Raw genomic sequence first — 14,948 nt, 5'->3', positions numbered from 1 at the left:
GAACGGAGGCTATCGGCGTACGGCGAGCTCACGTGCGGCGGTGACCAGCCCGGCAAGCAGCCCGACGTCGGCCAAGGTCTCCGGGTGCCACTGCACGGCCAGGCAGAACCGAGTCCCGGGCAGCTCCATCGCCTCCGTCGTGCCGTCTGCGGCGTGCGCCGACGCGATGAAGCCGGGGGCCGACGCGATCGACTGGTGGTGGTGGCAGTGCACGTCGAGCGAGTCGCCGACCAGGCCGCCGACCCGGCTGCCCGCCACGGTGGTCACCGGCACCGTGCCGAACTCGTCGCCACCGGGACTGTGCTGGTCGTGGCCGACCAGGTCGGGCGTGTGCTGGTCGAGTACGCCGCCCGCGTGCACCGCCATCACCTGCATGCCGCGACAGATGCCGAGCACCGGCAGCGCGCGCCCGTCGGCGGCGTCGAGCAAGGCCAGCTCCCAGGCGTCCCGGTCGTCACGCCAGCCCGCGGTGCGCGGGTGCGGCTCGGCGTCGTAGCGGGCCGGGTCGACGTCGGCGCCGCCGGAGAGGATCAGCGCATCGAGCCGGCCGACGACACCGGCCGCGGCCTCCGGCGTGCCCACCGGCGGCAGCAGCACGGGCACGCCGCCGACGGCCTCGACCGCGCCGGCGTACCCCGCAGGTAGGAGATCGGCGCGCTGGCGCCAGACGCCCCACTGCGCCTGCTCGCGGTAGGTGGTGAGGCCGATGACGGGAGCGGTCATCTCAGAGCGGGGTGACGTAGGCGCCGGAGATGCCGCCGTCGACCAGGAAGGTGCTGGCGGTGATGAAGCTGGACTCGTCGGAGGCGAGGAAGAGCACGGCGTTGGCCATCTCCTCTGGCTCCGCGAAGCGGCCCATCGGCACGTGCACCAACCGGCGCGCGGCGCGCTCGGCGTCGGTGGCGAACAGCTCCTTGAGCAGGGGAGTGTTGACCGGCCCGGGGCACAGCGCGTTGACACGCACGCCCTCCCGGGCGAACTGCACGCCGAGCTCGCGTGACATCGAGAGCACCCCACCCTTTGAGGCGGAGTAGGAGATCTGCGAGGTAGCGGCGCCCATCACCGCGACGAAGGAGGCGGTGTTGATGATCGAGCCCGACTTCTGCTCCAGCATGTAGGGCAGCGCGGCCTTGCAGCACAGGTAGACGCTCGTCAGGTTCACCTCCTGCACCCGCCGCCACGCCTCGAGTTCGGTGTCGAGGATCGAGTCGTCCTCGGGCGGCGAGATGCCTGCGTTGTTGAACGCGATGTCGACCGAGCCGTAGGTGTCCTTGGCGGTCTTGAAGAGCGCGTCGACCTGCTCCTTTGAGGTGACGTCGACCGAGACGTACGTCGCGATGGAGCTGCCGCCGAGCTCGTCCACGAGGTGCATCCCGGCCGTCTCGTCGATGTCGCCGATGACGACCCGGGCACCTTCCTCCGCGAAGCGCCGGACCGTCGCCAGCCCGATGCCGGAGCAGCCGCCGGTGACGACGGCGACCTTGCCCTCAATACGTCCAGTCATTGTCTGATGGTTCCTTTCGTCGGTGCGGTCAGTGCGTGGTCAGTGCGCGATGAAGACGTTCTTCTCCTCGGTGAACGCATGCGGCGCGTCGGGGCCGAGCTCACGACCAAGGCCCGACTGCTTGTAGCCACCGAACGGCGTCCAGTAGCGCACCGAGGCGTGCGAGTTGACGCTCAGGTTGCCGGCCTCGACGCCGCGGGCCACGCGCATGCCACGGCCGAGGTCGTTGGTGAAGATCGAGCCGGACAGGCCGTACTCCGAGTCGTTGGCCAGGGTGACGGCCTCCTCCTCGTCGTCGAAGGGCATCACCGCGACGACCGGTCCGAAGACCTCCTCGCGCCACACCTTCTCGTCGGTGGACGTGGACTCCACGACCGTCGGCGGCAGCCACCAGCCCGGTCCGTCGGGGGCACTGCCCGTGAAGGCGACGTTCGCGCCGTCGATGTAGGCCTGCACCGAGGCGCGCTGCCCCTCCGAGACGAGTGGGCCCATCTCGGTGGACTCCTGGCCGGGGTCGGCCACCCGCATCGCCGTCACGGCCTCCTCGAGCCGGCCGACGAACTCGTCGTACGCCGTCCGCTGTACGAGGATCCGCGAGCGCGCGCAGCAGTCCTGGCCGGAGTTGTCGAAGGCCGCGTTGGGGGCGGCCGCCGCAGCCGCTGCGATGTCGGTGTCGGCAAAGACGATGTTGGCGCTCTTGCCACCGAGCTCGAGGGTCACCTTCTTCACCTGGTCGGCACAGCCGGCCATGATCTGTTTGCCGACCGTCGTCGAGCCGGTGAAGGCGATCTTGCGCACGAGCGGATGCGTCACGAAGCGTTCGCCGACCACCGAGCCCTTGCCCGGGATGACGGTGAGGACGCCCTCGGGGATGCCGGCCTCGAGCGCGAGCTCCCCGAGGCGGATGGCGGTGAGGGGCGTCAGCTCGGCGGGCTTGAGGACGACCGTGTTGCCGGCCGCGAGGGCGGGCGCGAAGCCCCAGCCGGCGATCGGCATGGGGAAGTTCCACGGCACGATGATGCCCACGACGCCGAGCGGTTCGTGGAAGGTGATGTCGACGCCGCCCGCCACCGGGATCTGCCGGCCGAACAGTCGCTCCGGCGCGGCCGAGTAGTAGTTGAGGCAGTCCCGCACGTTGCCAGCCTCCCAGCGTGCGTTGCCGATGGTATGGCCGGCGTTGCGCACCTCGAGCTGGGCGAGCTCCTCGTTGTGGTCGTCGACCACGGCGGCGAACCGGCGCAACAGCCGGGCGCGCTCACCGGGCGCGACGTCGCGCCACGGGCCGAAGGCTTCCTGCGCCCGCTCGACGGCGGTGTCGGTCTCGGTCTGCGATGCCGAGGGGACTTCGCCGATGGTCTCGCCGGTGACGGGGGAGATCAGGGTGGTGGTCACTTCACAGCCTCTCGAAGCCACGGAACAGCTCCCAGTCGGTCACGGCCGCGCCGTACGCCGCGAGCTCGACGTCGGCCATGTTCGTGTAGTGGTCGACTACGGCGTCGCCGAACGCCGCCCTGGCGATCGCTGAGCCGTTGAAGGCCTCGCGGGCCGCGTGCAGCGTCTGCGGTACCCGGGCATGGTCGTCGCTGGTGTAGGCGTTGCCGACCAGCTCGGGCTCGAGCTTCAGCTCCTGGTCGATCCCGTGCAGGCCGCCGGCGATCATCGCGGCGAGGGCCAGGTAGGGGTTCACGTCGCCGCCGGGCACGCGGTTCTCCATGCGGGCGCTGGGTCCGTGGCCGACCAGACGCACGGCACACGTGCGGTTGTCGAGGCCCCAGCCGATCGTGGTCGGGGCGAACGACCCGGCCGCGAAGCGCTTGTAGGAGTTGATGTTGGGCGCGTAGATGAGCGTGAAGTCGGCCATCGTGGCCAGCACGCCGGCGACGAAGTGGTCATAGAGCGGGCTGCGGGCACCCGCGTCGTCGTCCCAGAAGACGACGTCGCCGTCGGTGCCGCGCAGCGACAGGTGGATGTGGCAGGAGTTGCCCTCGCGCTGGTCGTACTTCGCCATGAAGGTGAGCGACCGGCCGTGCTGGGCCGCGATCTCCTTGGCCGCCGTCTTGTAGACACTGTGGTTGTCGGCGGTGGCCATTGCCTCGGCGTACAGGAAGCCGATCTCGTGCTGGCCGAAGTTGCACTCGCCCTTGGCGCCCTCGACATCCATCCCCGCGGCGTACATGTGGTTGCGGATGCCGCGCAGCAGCGGCTCGACGCGGGTGGTGCCGAGGATCGAGTAGTCGACGTTGTACTGGTTGACCGGGTTGAGGTCGCGGTAGCGCGAACGGTGCGCCTCCTCGTAGGTGCTGTTGAAGGCGATGAACTCGAGCTCGGTGCCGGCGAGTGCCGTCATGCCGCGCTCCGCCACGTGTTCGAGCTGGGCGCGCAGTACCGTGCGTGGGGACTGCACCACCGGCGCGTGATCGAGCCAGACGAGGTCGCACTGCACCATGGCGGTCGCAGGCAGGTGGGGGAGCCGCCGCAGGGTGTCCCAGTCGGGCACGAACTCCATGTCGCCGTAGCCGCGCTGCCACGACGAGATCTCGTAGCCCTCGACGGTGTTCATGTCGACGTCGACGGCGAGCAGGTAGTTGCACCCCTCTGTGCCGTGCTCGAGCGCGACGTCGAGGAAGTAGCGGCCGTGCAGGCGCTTGCCCTGGAGTCGCCCCTGCATGTCGGTGAACGCGAGGACGACGGTGTCGACCTCGTCGGCCTCGATCATCGTGCGGAGCCGTTCCAGGGTCAGGTAGCGGTCGTTGGGTGCGGTCATGGTGTCCTTCCGGGTCGGCTGACGGTCAGCCCAGCAGGCCGCGCAGCAGGGCTGCGGTGTCGTCGCAGTGTTCTTCCATCACCCGGCGGGCGCGGTCGGGGTGACCACGCTCGACGGCCGTCAGGAGGCTTCGGTGCTGGCGGTGGGAGTGGCCGATGTTGGCCTCGAGCACGGGGATGGAGCCCAGCATCTCGTGCAGGGATGACTGGACCGAGGTCACCGCCTCGATGGTGCGCGGGGAGCCGGTGAGCGCCGCCACGGTCAGGTGGAAGAGCGAGTCGGCCTGCCGGTGGTCGGCAGGGCGGGTGGCCGCCGAGACCGTCGCCTCGGCCTCACGAAGCTGGTCGAGCTGAGTTTCGTCGAGTGTCGCCGACGCCGCGAGGTACGCCGCGCCGGGCTCGACGACCCGACGGAACTCCAGGGCGTCGAGCCAGTCGCGCCGCTGGGCTCCGGTGATCCGGGCCGCCTTGCGGGCGTACGAACTCCTCGGCTTGGCCGTCACCACCGTGCCACCCCCGCGGCCCCGGGTGGTCTCGACGAGGCCGGCCTGGCGTAGCGCCGCCATCGCCTCGCGCAGCGTGGCGCGGCTGACGGCCAGCCGCGTCGCGAGCTCGCGCTCGGGCGGCAGGGTGCTGCCCATCGGGTAGACGCCGAGCCGGATCGCGCGACCCAGCTGCTCGACGCAGGCCTCGAACGCGTGGTGACCGAGCACCGGGCGCAGCACGGACTGGCTGAGGTGCTCGTGCGGCGCGGCGGTCACGGGGGTCAGTCTGCTGAGAAATCACGAGGAGTGTCAATGGTCGGAGTTCATACCAATTTTACTTACACCTCTGGACGACGGATGACGGCGGGTCTAGCCTCCGATCAAACGTCATTCCGCGGCACCCTGGAGGGCACATGGCCGACAACGACAATCTGACCGAAGACGAGAAGCACCTCGCCAGGCTCGGGTACAAGCAGGAGCTGCACCGTTCGTGGTCGGGTTTCTCCAACTTCGCGATCTCCTTCTCGATCATCTCGATCCTGGCCGGTTGCTTCACGACCTTCGGCCAGGGCTTCAACAACGGCGGTCCCGTCGCCATCTCGTGGGGCTGGCCGATCGTCTCGATCTTCATCCTGATCATCGGCCTCACCATGAGCGAGCTCGTGTCGGCGTACCCGACCTCGGGCGGCATCTACTGGTGGGCGTCCAAGCTCGGCGGCCCGGCTGCCGGCTTCTTCGCGGGCTGGCTCAACCTGATCGGCCTGGTTGCCGTCACGGCGTCGGTCGCCTACGGGTGCGCGACCTTCATCGACCTGACGATCAGCACCTGGTCCGAGAGCTTCGCGGCCGACTACTCGCTCACGCGCGTCTTCATCATCTTCGTGGTGGTGCTCGTGCTGGCTTCGGTCCTCAACATCTTCAGCGGTCACCTGATGGCGATCATCAACAACGTATCCGTCTGGTGGCACGTCGTCGGCGCAGCGGTGATCGTGCTGATCCTGATCTTCGTGCCCGACTACCACCAGAGCTTCGGCTACGTGTTCGCCGAACGGTTCAACAACTCCGGCTACAGCGACGGCTCGTCGTCGTCCGGCACCTACTGGTTGCTGGTCGTGCCGTTCGGACTGCTGCTCACGCAGTACACGATCACCGGCTTCGACGCCTCGGCGCACCTCTCGGAGGAGACCTCGGCGGCGTCCTCCGCAGCAGCCAAGGGCATCTGGCAGTCGATCTTCTACTCGGCCATCGGTGGCTGGATCCTGCTGCTGGCGTTCCTCTTCGCGGTCCCGAACGGTGCTGACGGACTTCCCGACAACGCGGGCGTGGGTGCAGGCGGCGTGGCCTACATCTTCACGTCCTCGCTCGGCACCGGACTGGCCGGTCTTGTCCTCTTCATCTCGGCCGCGGGCCAGTTCTTCTGTACGACGGCCTGCATGACCAGCGCGTCGCGGATGACCTTCGCGTTCAGCCGCGACGGCGCGATCCCCGGCTCGAGGCTCTGGTCGAAGCTGTCGGACGCCAAGGTCCCCGCCAACGCGGTGATGCTCGTTGCGGTCGTGTCCGCCCTGATCACGCTGCCGGCGTTGATCGAGGTGAACCTTGGCACCGAAGCAGACCCGCTGATCGTGCCGACCGCGTTCTACGCCGTTGTCTCCGTCGCGGTGATCGGCCTCTATCTGGCCTTCCTCATCCCGATCTGGCTTCGGTGGCGGATCGGTGACGCGTTCGAGCTGGGCGCCTGGAACAACGGGGCGAAGTACAAGTGGATGAACCTGGTGGCGGTCATCGAGATCGCGATCATCTCGATCTACTTCATCCTGCCGTTCGTGCCGCAGGGCAACCCGTTCAACGACGACTTCTCACCCAAGTTCGCCAACTACGCTCCCGTGCTCACGCTCGGTGCGCTGCTGGTGCTGACCATCTGGTGGCACGCCTCCGCGAAGCACTGGTTCAAGGGTCCCAAACACACCATCGACGAGGCAGTCATCGAGGCCTTCGACGCTTGATTCCGCCAGAGTTCGACACGCTCCTCAACCAGGTGCCATGCCTGTCCAGCCGGGTGCTGGTCGAGGAGCTGTCGGGCGGGCTGACCAACCGCAACTACCGGGTCGACACCCCGGACGCGTCGTACGTCGTCCGGCACAGCAGCAGCGACACGCGGCTGCTCGGCATCGACCGGGACACCGAGCACCTCAACTCGCGCGCGGCAGCCGAGGCAGGGGTCGGGGCCGAGGTCTTCGACTACCGGCCCGACCTCGCGCTGCTGGTGATCGGCTACCTGCCGGGTCGCACGCTCGACAACGACTCCTTCGCCGATCCCGGGGTGCTGCAGCGTGCCGCCGATGCTTGTCGGCGGTTGCACGCGGGGCCGCGGTTCACCGGCGTGTTCGACATGTTCGCCCGGCAGGCGGCGTACCGGCAGACGGTGCGTGTGCGCGGGTTCGCCCTGCCCGCCGGGTACGACGAGCAGGCCGACGCCTGGGTCTCCGTTACCCGGGCGGTGGCGACCCGGCCGCGGGTGACGATGCCCTGCAACAACGACCTGCTCGCCGGCAACTTCATCGACGACGGTGAGCGGATCCGGCTGATCGACTACGAGTACTCCGGCAACAACGACGTGGAGTTCGAGCTCGGCAACACCGCCACCGAGTGCGAGTTCCCGCCCGAGCGCCTGGATGCCTACGTAGAGGCCTACTTCGGAGATCCCACACCGGGCGACCTGGCCCGAGTCCGCCTCGGGTCGTTGCGCAGCGAGTACGGCTGGTCTCTCTGGGGCTACATCCAGGCGGCCACCAGCCCGCTCGATTTCGACTTCACGGGCTGGGGGCTGCACCGCTACGAGAAGGCGGTGGCTACGTTCCGCGGACCGCACTTCGAGCGGCTGCTGGCCGGGGCCGCCGATGACTGAGCTGCCGACGCGAGCGCGGGTGGTCGTGATCGGCGGGGGAGTGGTGGGCTGCTCGACGGCCTACCACCTGGTCAAGGCGGGCTGGGCCGACGTGTTGCTGCTCGAGCAGGCGCACCTCTCCGGCGGTACGACGTGGCACGCGGCCGGGCTGGTCGGGCCGCTCCGGGCGACCGAGGGCGGCACCCGGCTCGTGCAGTACTCCGCGGAGCTCTACGACCGGCTGGAGGCCGAGACCGGCCTGGCCACCGGCTATCGCAACGTCGGCGGAGTGATCGTGGCCCGCACCGAGGACCGGATGGTGGCACTGCGCCGGACGGCGGCCAGCGCCGCGGCGTACGACCTGGAGTGCAGGATGCTGACGCCCGACGAGGCGGGTGAGCTCTGGCCACCGATGCGCAGCGACGACCTGCTCGGCGCGATCTGGCTGCCCGGGGACGGCAAGGTCAACCCGACCGACCTGACCCAGTCGCTGGCGAAGGGGGCATGGCAGGGCGGCGCCCGGATCGTCGAAGGCGTGCGCGTTACGGGGCTGGTCACCGAGGACGGTCCGACCGGGCCGCGGATCACCGGCGTTCGCACCGACAGCGGCGACGTCGAGGCCGAGGTGGTCGTCAACTGCGCGGGCCAGTGGGCCAAAGCGGTCGCCGAGCTGGCGGGCGTGACGCTCACGGTGCCTCTGCACAGCGCCGAGCACTTCTACGTCGTCACGGACCCGGTACCGGGCGTGCATCCGGACCTCCCGATCATGCGAGACCCCGACGGCTGGACGTACTTCAAGGAGGAGGTCGGCGGCCTGGTCGTGGGCGGCTTCGAGCCGAACGCGAAGCCGTGGGTGGCGCCAGACTCGATCCCGCACCCGTTCGAGTTCCAGCTGCTCGACGAGGACTGGGAGCACTTCTCGGTGCTGATGGAGCAGGCCGTGGTGCGCATCCCGGCACTCGCGGAGACCGGGATTCGAAAGTTCTACAACGGGCCGGAGAGCTTCACGCCCGACAACCAGTTCCTGCTCGGCGAGCTGCCCGGGCTGCGAGGGTTCTTCGTCGGGGCGGGCTTCAACTCCGTCGGCATCGCGTCCGCGGGCGGCGCCGGGCGCGCCCTGGCCGAGTGGATCATCGCCGGTGAGCCCACCAGCGACCTGGTCGGCGTCGACGTACGCCGGTTCGCGCCGTACGCCGCCGACAATGGCTGGCTGCGGTCACGTGTCGCCGAGACGCTCGGGCTGCACTACGAGATCCCGTGGCCGCTGCGGGAGCCCGTCACGGGTCGTGGCATCCGGACCTCACCGGTCCATGACCGGCTGGCGGCCGCCGGCGCGGCATTCGGTTCGCGGATGGGCTGGGAGCGCGCGCTCTACCTGGCACCGAGTCCGGCGGAGGCGGGAATGGCGGAGACCAGCCACACCTGGGGCCGGCCGGTCTGGCAGGACTGGTCGTCGGCCGAGCAGCGCGCCACCCGCCAGGCCGTCGCGGTCTTCGACCAGACGTCGTTCTCCAAGTACGTCGTCCGCGGATCCGGAGCGCTCGCAGGGCTGCAGTGGGTGTGCGCCAACGACGTCGACGTGCCGTCCGGCGGGTGCGTCTACACGCCGCTGCTCAACACACGCGGCACCTACGAGGCGGACCTGACCGTCACCCGCGTCGCGGCCGACGAATTCCTGCTCGTCAGCAGCTCGGCGACCACCGTGCGCGACCTCGACTGGATCGGCCGGCACCTGCACGATCGTGTGGGGTCGTCGGCGACGGTCGAGGACCGCACGGATGCGCACGCCGTCATCGGCGTGATGGGGCCTCGCTCGCGCGACCTGCTCAGCGGGCTCGTCGACGCGGACCTGGCCGAGGAGGCCTTCCCGTTCGCCACCAGCCGGAAGGTCACGCTCGCCGGCGCCCAGGTGCGCGCGACCCGGATGACCTACGTCGGCGAGCTGGGCTGGGAGCTGATGGTGCCCCGGGAGTCCGCGCCCGGCGTGTACGACGCTGTGGTCGAGGCCGGCGCGGCGCTCGGCCTCGCGGAGGCGGGCTACCACGCGATCGAGTCACTCCGGCTGGAGAAGGGCTACCGCGCCTTCGGCCGCGAGCTGACCCCCGACTTCACGCCCGTCGAGGCGGGGCTGGTCTTCGCCACCGCACTGGACCGCGACAAGGCCTTCCTCGGGCGCGAGACTCTCGCCGCACATCGCGCAACGCTTGCCGAAGGCGGACCGCGTCGCCGGCTGGTCTCCTTCGTCGTCGACGACCCCGACGCGGTGCTCTGGGGTGGCGAGCTGCTGCTGAGTCACGGTGAACCGGTGGGTCAGGTCACCAGCGCGGCATGGGGAGAGGCCATCGGCGCCTGCGTCGGGCTCGCCTACGTGCGGCACGACGGCCCGGTGCGACAGGACTGGCTGGACCGGGGCGGTCTCGAGGTCGACGTCGCCGGGGTTCGGCACCGGGTCACCGCGTCGCTCCGGGCGCCGATGTGAATTTCGCGCGCACCTGGGTGGTCTTTGCCCATCTCCCGGACCTGGGTGACCACCCGACCTAGGCTTCGCGCATGTCGACCGCCCTTGGGAACCTCGCGCGCCGTTTCGCGGCGTACGTGCGTGCCCAGGTGGTGGCCTGGCGGAGCGGCTCGAACGAGAGCCAGGTCTTCGCGCTGCTGGTGCTGCTGGCTTGTGTCTCGGTGTCATTCATCGTGTCGTGGAACGCCTACGAGCTGATGCCGCTGACCGCCTACTTCGTGTGGCTCCTGGTCGGCATGCTGCTCCTCCGCTTCGCGCCGCTCGTGCTGGTCGCGGCGTACGTCGGCCTGGCGTCGACCACGTCCATGGTCCACGAGGGCCCGGTGACCGGGGCCCACGCGGCCGCGCTGCTCTCGCTGTTCGTCGCGATCGCGCTGATCCTCTACCAGGCCAGTCGCCAGCGGTCCGGACTGCCGATGCCGCTCAGTGAGGCGCTCCTGGTCAACCTGCGCAACCGGCTCCAGTCGAAGGGGTCCGTCCCCGAGCTGCCGGCCGGCTGGGAGGCGCAGTCGGCCCTGCTCGCGGCCAACGGCGCCCGCTATGCCGGTGACTTCCTCGTCGCCGACCTGCGCCAGGGACGCCACCTCGAGATGGTGCTGGTCGACGTGTGCGGCAAGGGGCTCGCGGCCGGTCCACAGGCCCTGCAGTTCGCCGGGGCACTCGGCGGGTTGATCGGTGCGCTGCCCCCGCGCGAGCTGATGCTGGCCGCCAACGACTTCCTGCTCCGTCAGCACTCCGACGAGACGTTCTCGACCGCCGTCCACCTGCTGGTGGACCTCGTGGACGGCAGCTACTCGATCACCAGCGCCGGGCACCCGCCCGCGCTGCACTGGCACGCCCTCACGGCTGACGGCCAGCGGGCCTGGGAGATCGACAACGCCCGCGGCACCGCGCTCGGCATCATGCCCGACCCCGAGCTGCACGGCAGCGTCGGCCAGCTGGCTCCCGGCGACGCGCTGATGTTCTACACCGATGGGGTTGTCGAGTCGCGCGACAGCGACCTCGACACCGGCATTGCCTGGCTGCAGGACGTCGCCCGCGAGGCCGTGAGATTGGGTTTCTCGGGCGCTGCCCGCCGGATCCTGCGCCGGGTCGACCGTGGAGACGATGACCGTGCGGTGCTGATCTTGGCGCGGTCGGTCGACTCCGAGGTCCGGGTCGGGGGCGCAAGCACGACTGGCGGGTGACGTCCTCGGCGCATCGACCATCGCGGCAGCGACAGTGACAGTGAAAGACAGTGACCGGGGTCGTCGGTCTCCTACGTCTGTACCTGCGGCACGCCACCGTGGTCGGGATGCGCCGGCAACGAATCCTCGACTGTCTCGGGACAACGCGATCGGGTGATCGACGTCGAAGTCGTACGCGAACGAGTCCTGCCGCGTCGCGGGCCGGTCTCTGCATTGCGGCAGGGTGGCGACACGGGCCCACGCCTCCTCCGGACTTGACGAGACCGTGGACCGGGAAGCTTCAAGCCAGGAAGGTGATGCGCATGAGTAGATCCCGGCACCGGTCTCAGGAGCGCGAGTACAGCTGCCGGATGACGTCCTCGATGTCCGGCTCCTGGATCGACAGATCGGCCACGGAGTACGACGCGGCAACCGCGGCCACGATGGGTGCAGCGCTGGCATCGGCCGGAAAGGTCAGCCACTGACGCGGACCCTCGACCCGGCGGACCGTCGCCCCCGGCACCTCGACCGGGGGCGCCTCGTCGACCAGGTCGACCACGAGCGTGCGGGTCGAGCCACCGTGCTCATGCAGCCCGGCCAGCGTGCCGTCGTACACGAGGGTGCCGTGGTCGATCACGATCACCCGGTCGCAGAGCGCCTCGATGTCCTGCAGGTCGTGCGTGGTGAGCAGCAGTGTGGTGCCGCGCTCGGCGTTGAGGGTGCGCAGGAACTCGCGCAGCCGACCCTTGCTGATCACGTCGAGCCCGATGGTGGGCTCGTCGAGGTAGAGCACGTCGGGGTCGTGCAGCAGCGCGGCGGTGATGTCGCCGCGCATCCGCTGACCGAGTGACAGCTGGCGCACGGGGGTGTCGAGCAGGTCGCCGAGGTCGAGCAGCTCGACGAACGTGTCGAGGTTCTCTCGGTAGCGCACCGGCGGGATCTTGTAGATCTTCTGGAGCAGCTCGAACGAGTCGCGCAACGGCAGGTCCCACCACAACGTCGTGCGCTGGCCGAAGACCACGCCGATCTTGCGGGCGAGCTCGGTGCGGTGCTTGCTCGGCTCCACCCCGGAGACGAGCAGCTCGCCGCCGGTCGGCACCAGGATCCCGGTCAGCATCTTGATCGTCGTCGACTTGCCGGCGCCGTTCGGGCCGATGTAGCCGACCATCTCGCCGGGCTCCACCGAGAACGTGACGCCGTGGACGGCGTGCACCTCTTCCCGAGTACGGCGCAGCGCACCGGCCTTGCGTCGTACGACGAAGGTGCGGCTCAGGTCGTGCGCATGGATGAGCGACATCAGCTTCCCGTGGAGGTGTAGTGGCGGACCCCGGTGCGCCAGGCGAGCGCCGAGACGGCGAGCAGCCCGACGGCGACGACGGGGGAGAGGAAGGCGAACCAGGAAGGCATCCCGAAGGGGTCCTCGCGGCCGAGGATGAACAGGCAGGGATACCAGTTCACGAATGCCACCGGCAGCAGGAACGTCAAGGACACGACGACGTCGCGCGGGAAGATCGTGAGCGGGTACTGCGTCATCGTGTTGCCGCCGTAGGTGAACGCATTGGCGAACTCGCTGGCATCCGCAGTCCAGAACTGGATGCACGAGAACGCCACGAAGAACGAGAAGAAGATGCCGAAGCCGGCGACCACCATCATCAGCGCGACGGCGGCGCGCGCCGGCGTCCAGTCGACGGGTAACCCCGCCCACGCGAACACGATGACCGACTGGCTGATCCGCCCGAGCCTCCGCAGGGCGAACTTGTCGGCGCACACCTGCACCAGCAGCGGCACCGGCCGCGTCATCATCGTGTCGAGGCTGCCGGTGCGCACGTGCTGGCCGATCTGCTCGACGCTGCCGATGGCCATGTCGGCCAGCCCGAGGGCGAAGCCGCTGGCGCCGTACAGGAGGGCGATCTCGCGCAGGCCGAAAGCGCCCAGGGTGTCGACCGTGGCGAACATGATGGCGATGCCGACGAAGTCGAGGCCGGTGATGATCGCGCTCGACACGGTCATGATCCAGAACGACGCGGGGTAGGCCAGGGCGGCGCGGATCCACATGAGCGCGATCCATGCGTACTGCCGCGGGGCGTCCCGCACGATGCCCATGTCAGCCACCCTGTTAGCCACCTTGGACCACCACCTTGCGCGTCGCGGCCGAGAGCACGACCTGACCGATGCCGAGCAGGATGACGATCCAGACGCCCTGGAGCGCGAGCGCGGCCAGCAGGTCCAGGCCCTCGCGCTTGCCGAGCCAGATGTCGGCCGGAGTCTGGAGGTACGACGCCCAAGGCAGCGCCAGGGCGATCGACCGCCACGGCTCGGGGAAGATCACCAGCGGCAGCGCCATCCCGCTGAAGAACAGCGCCAGCGCACCGGCCATCATCCGCAGACCGCCCTGGTCGAGCAGCCAGAACGTCGAGCACGCCACCAGCCAGCGGATCGCGAAGCTCGTCACGACCGCCAGCACGAGGCTGAGCAGGAACCCGATCGCCGCCACCGGACCACCGGGCAGCCGGATGTCGAAGAGCAGGTAGCCCAGGATCGTCGGGCCCACACCGCGCGTGATGAGGTGGTACGACGCCCGGCCGAGGTCGCCGGCGAGGTACCACCCCATGATCCCGACCGGCCGGTAGAGGTCGATGGCGACGTCGCCGGTGCGGATCCGCTCGGCCAGGTCGTCGGTGGTGCCGCCGCCCCAGGTCGCCACAGTCATCAACAGCGCCTGGCCCAGCCACACGTAGGTGACGGCGTCGATGGAGTCGTAGCCGCCGGCGTCGGGGCGCTGGTCCCATAGCGCCGAGTAGGCGTAGCTGTAGATGAGGCCGAAGACGGAGTTGGTGAAGATGCCGGCCACCGTGGCGCCGACGTAGGTCGAGTAACGCCGGAATGTCCGCGTCGCGACGGCGACGTAGAGCATGCAGACTCCCGGGAGGTCAGGCGATTGGGCGGAACCGCTCAACCTAGACCATCAGGTCAGCCGCGGTCACCCAGATTGAGAACCGCTGCATACTGGCCGTTCCCGCCGGACCGGACGTCGATTCCGGCAAGCCTTGCACGGGTGGTGAGCAGGATCGCGCGGTGCGGCGGGGAGTTCATCCACATCTTCACGAGCGATGCCGGAGTGAAGTTGCCCCGTGCCAGGGTCTCGCCGGTCCACGACAGCCGGCAGGCGCTGACCACGCTCGACTGGTCGCGGTGCTCCCACAGGCCCTCGGCGACCATGCGCTGGCCCCAGTTCTCGGAGAGCCCGTCGAGGCAGGGGATGACCCGCTTGATCGGGCGCAGACCGTGCGCGGCCCGCACCTTGTTGATCTTTGCCACGGTGGCGAGCTCGAAGTCGTCGGTGACGGTGCCGCGGGTGACGAGGGCGTTGCGCTCACCCACCTGTGCGGTCGCCGTGGTCGCAGGCAGAACCGCGAGCAGAGCCGCAAGGACGAGCAGGACAGACGCGGCCAGGGCCGCATGGGCGCGTGTCAGCACACCAACCTCCAGAACAGGGGACGCACGGTCGGAGAGGACCGGCTACTCGAGTGTCGCCGCGAAGGCCTGTCAAATGGCTCCGCAGTCCGGTCAGGAATACATGACCGATCGGACGGCCGATTAGGTAGTCGGAATAGACCGGTGTATA

The 14,948-nt window shown here is 69.4% G+C and carries 13 protein-coding genes; 4 read left to right on the top strand and 9 right to left on the bottom strand.

The window, feature by feature from the left end; translation table 11 throughout:
• Positions 1–9 precede the first annotated feature (9 nt).
• From H4Q84_RS02800 to H4Q84_RS02780, 5 genes are read right to left on the bottom strand one after another with little or no spacing between them, the layout of a single operon-like run.
• Entirely contained in the window at positions 10–723 is a 714-nt protein-coding gene (locus H4Q84_RS02800; protein WP_248581884.1) for a gamma-glutamyl-gamma-aminobutyrate hydrolase family protein, read from the bottom strand.
• A gap of 1 nt (position 724) precedes the next feature.
• The gene (locus H4Q84_RS02795) at positions 725–1,504 is read right to left on the bottom strand and encodes a 3-oxoacyl-ACP reductase (protein WP_248581883.1); all 780 of its coding nucleotides are present in this window, start codon (positions 1,502–1,504) and stop codon (positions 725–727) included.
• A 39-nt stretch (positions 1,505–1,543) separates the two neighbouring features.
• Positions 1,544–2,896 carry an aldehyde dehydrogenase family protein gene (locus H4Q84_RS02790; protein WP_248581882.1) on the bottom strand — a complete coding sequence of 451 codons (1,353 nt, stop codon included), beginning with the start codon at positions 2,894–2,896 and terminating at the stop codon, positions 1,544–1,546.
• A gap of 1 nt (position 2,897) precedes the next feature.
• Complete coding sequence (locus tag H4Q84_RS02785; protein WP_248581881.1) at positions 2,898–4,268, bottom strand: glutamine synthetase family protein; 1,371 nt, start codon at positions 4,266–4,268, stop codon at positions 2,898–2,900.
• A gap of 25 nt (positions 4,269–4,293) precedes the next feature.
• A complete protein-coding gene (locus tag H4Q84_RS02780) occupies positions 4,294–5,028 on the bottom strand; it encodes an FCD domain-containing protein (protein WP_248581880.1) in 735 nt (244 codons plus the stop codon).
• Positions 5,029–5,165: 137 nt separating this feature from the next.
• Between H4Q84_RS02780 and H4Q84_RS02775 the strand changes: the two genes are divergently transcribed.
• From H4Q84_RS02775 to H4Q84_RS02760, 4 genes are all read left to right on the top strand, one after another.
• A complete protein-coding gene (locus H4Q84_RS02775; protein ID WP_248581879.1) occupies positions 5,166–6,758 on the top strand; it encodes an amino acid permease in 1,593 nt (530 codons plus the stop codon).
• Positions 6,755–7,660, top strand: coding sequence for a phosphotransferase (locus tag H4Q84_RS02770; protein ID WP_248581878.1), 906 nt, complete (start codon positions 6,755–6,757; stop codon positions 7,658–7,660). Before H4Q84_RS02775 ends, H4Q84_RS02770 begins: the two co-directional genes overlap by 4 nt.
• Entirely contained in the window at positions 7,653–10,118 is a 2,466-nt protein-coding gene (locus H4Q84_RS02765; protein WP_248581877.1) for an FAD-dependent oxidoreductase, read from the top strand. Before H4Q84_RS02770 ends, H4Q84_RS02765 begins: the two co-directional genes overlap by 8 nt.
• A 71-nt stretch (positions 10,119–10,189) precedes the next feature.
• Entirely contained in the window at positions 10,190–11,344 is a 1,155-nt protein-coding gene (locus tag H4Q84_RS02760; RefSeq protein WP_248581876.1) for a PP2C family protein-serine/threonine phosphatase, read from the top strand.
• A 325-nt stretch (positions 11,345–11,669) separates the two neighbouring features.
• On the opposite strand, the gene H4Q84_RS02755 is transcribed toward H4Q84_RS02760, so the two are convergent.
• The 4 genes from H4Q84_RS02755 to H4Q84_RS02740 are packed head-to-tail and all read right to left on the bottom strand — an operon-like array spanning position 11,670 to position 14,800.
• On the bottom strand, positions 11,670–12,620 hold the full coding sequence (locus tag H4Q84_RS02755; protein ID WP_248581875.1) for an ATP-binding cassette domain-containing protein: 951 nt from the start codon (positions 12,618–12,620) through the stop codon (positions 11,670–11,672).
• A complete protein-coding gene (locus tag H4Q84_RS02750) occupies positions 12,620–13,426 on the bottom strand; it encodes an ABC transporter permease (RefSeq protein ID WP_248581874.1) in 807 nt (268 codons plus the stop codon). Before H4Q84_RS02750 ends, H4Q84_RS02755 begins: the two co-directional genes overlap by 1 nt.
• Before the next feature lie 13 nt (positions 13,427–13,439).
• Entirely contained in the window at positions 13,440–14,237 is a 798-nt protein-coding gene (locus H4Q84_RS02745; protein WP_248581873.1) for an ABC-2 family transporter protein, read from the bottom strand.
• A 56-nt stretch (positions 14,238–14,293) separates the two neighbouring features.
• The gene (locus tag H4Q84_RS02740; RefSeq protein ID WP_248581872.1) at positions 14,294–14,800 is read right to left on the bottom strand and encodes a CAP domain-containing protein; all 507 of its coding nucleotides are present in this window, start codon (positions 14,798–14,800) and stop codon (positions 14,294–14,296) included.
• Positions 14,801–14,948: the final 148 nt, after the last annotated feature.

It is taken from the genome of Nocardioides sp. InS609-2, from assembly GCF_023208195.1.
Taxonomy (GTDB): domain Bacteria; phylum Actinomycetota; class Actinomycetes; order Propionibacteriales; family Nocardioidaceae; genus Nocardioides.
The sequence above is the reverse complement of the archived record's forward strand: the minus strand, read 5'-3'. Positions and strand labels throughout refer to the sequence as shown.

What these genes read in the sequence shown, in the direction of transcription:
- H4Q84_RS02755 (WP_248581875.1), bottom strand. Translation starts at nt 12,620, where the DNA reads ATGTCGCTCATCCATGCGCACGACCTGAGCCGCACCTTCGTCGTACGA.
- H4Q84_RS02800 (WP_248581884.1), bottom strand. Translation starts at nt 723, where the DNA reads ATGACCGCTCCCGTCATCGGCCTCACCACCTACCGCGAGCAGGCGCAG.
- H4Q84_RS02775 (WP_248581879.1), top strand. Translation starts at nt 5,166, where the DNA reads ATGGCCGACAACGACAATCTGACCGAAGACGAGAAGCACCTCGCCAGG.
- H4Q84_RS02760 (WP_248581876.1), top strand. Translation starts at nt 10,190, where the DNA reads ATGTCGACCGCCCTTGGGAACCTCGCGCGCCGTTTCGCGGCGTACGTG.
- H4Q84_RS02785 (WP_248581881.1), bottom strand. Translation starts at nt 4,268, where the DNA reads ATGACCGCACCCAACGACCGCTACCTGACCCTGGAACGGCTCCGCACG.
- H4Q84_RS02765 (WP_248581877.1), top strand. Translation starts at nt 7,653, where the DNA reads ATGACTGAGCTGCCGACGCGAGCGCGGGTGGTCGTGATCGGCGGGGGA.
- H4Q84_RS02795 (WP_248581883.1), bottom strand. Translation starts at nt 1,504, where the DNA reads ATGACTGGACGTATTGAGGGCAAGGTCGCCGTCGTCACCGGCGGCTGC.
- H4Q84_RS02745 (WP_248581873.1), bottom strand. Translation starts at nt 14,237, where the DNA reads ATGCTCTACGTCGCCGTCGCGACGCGGACATTCCGGCGTTACTCGACC.
- H4Q84_RS02750 (WP_248581874.1), bottom strand. Translation starts at nt 13,426, where the DNA reads ATGGGCATCGTGCGGGACGCCCCGCGGCAGTACGCATGGATCGCGCTC.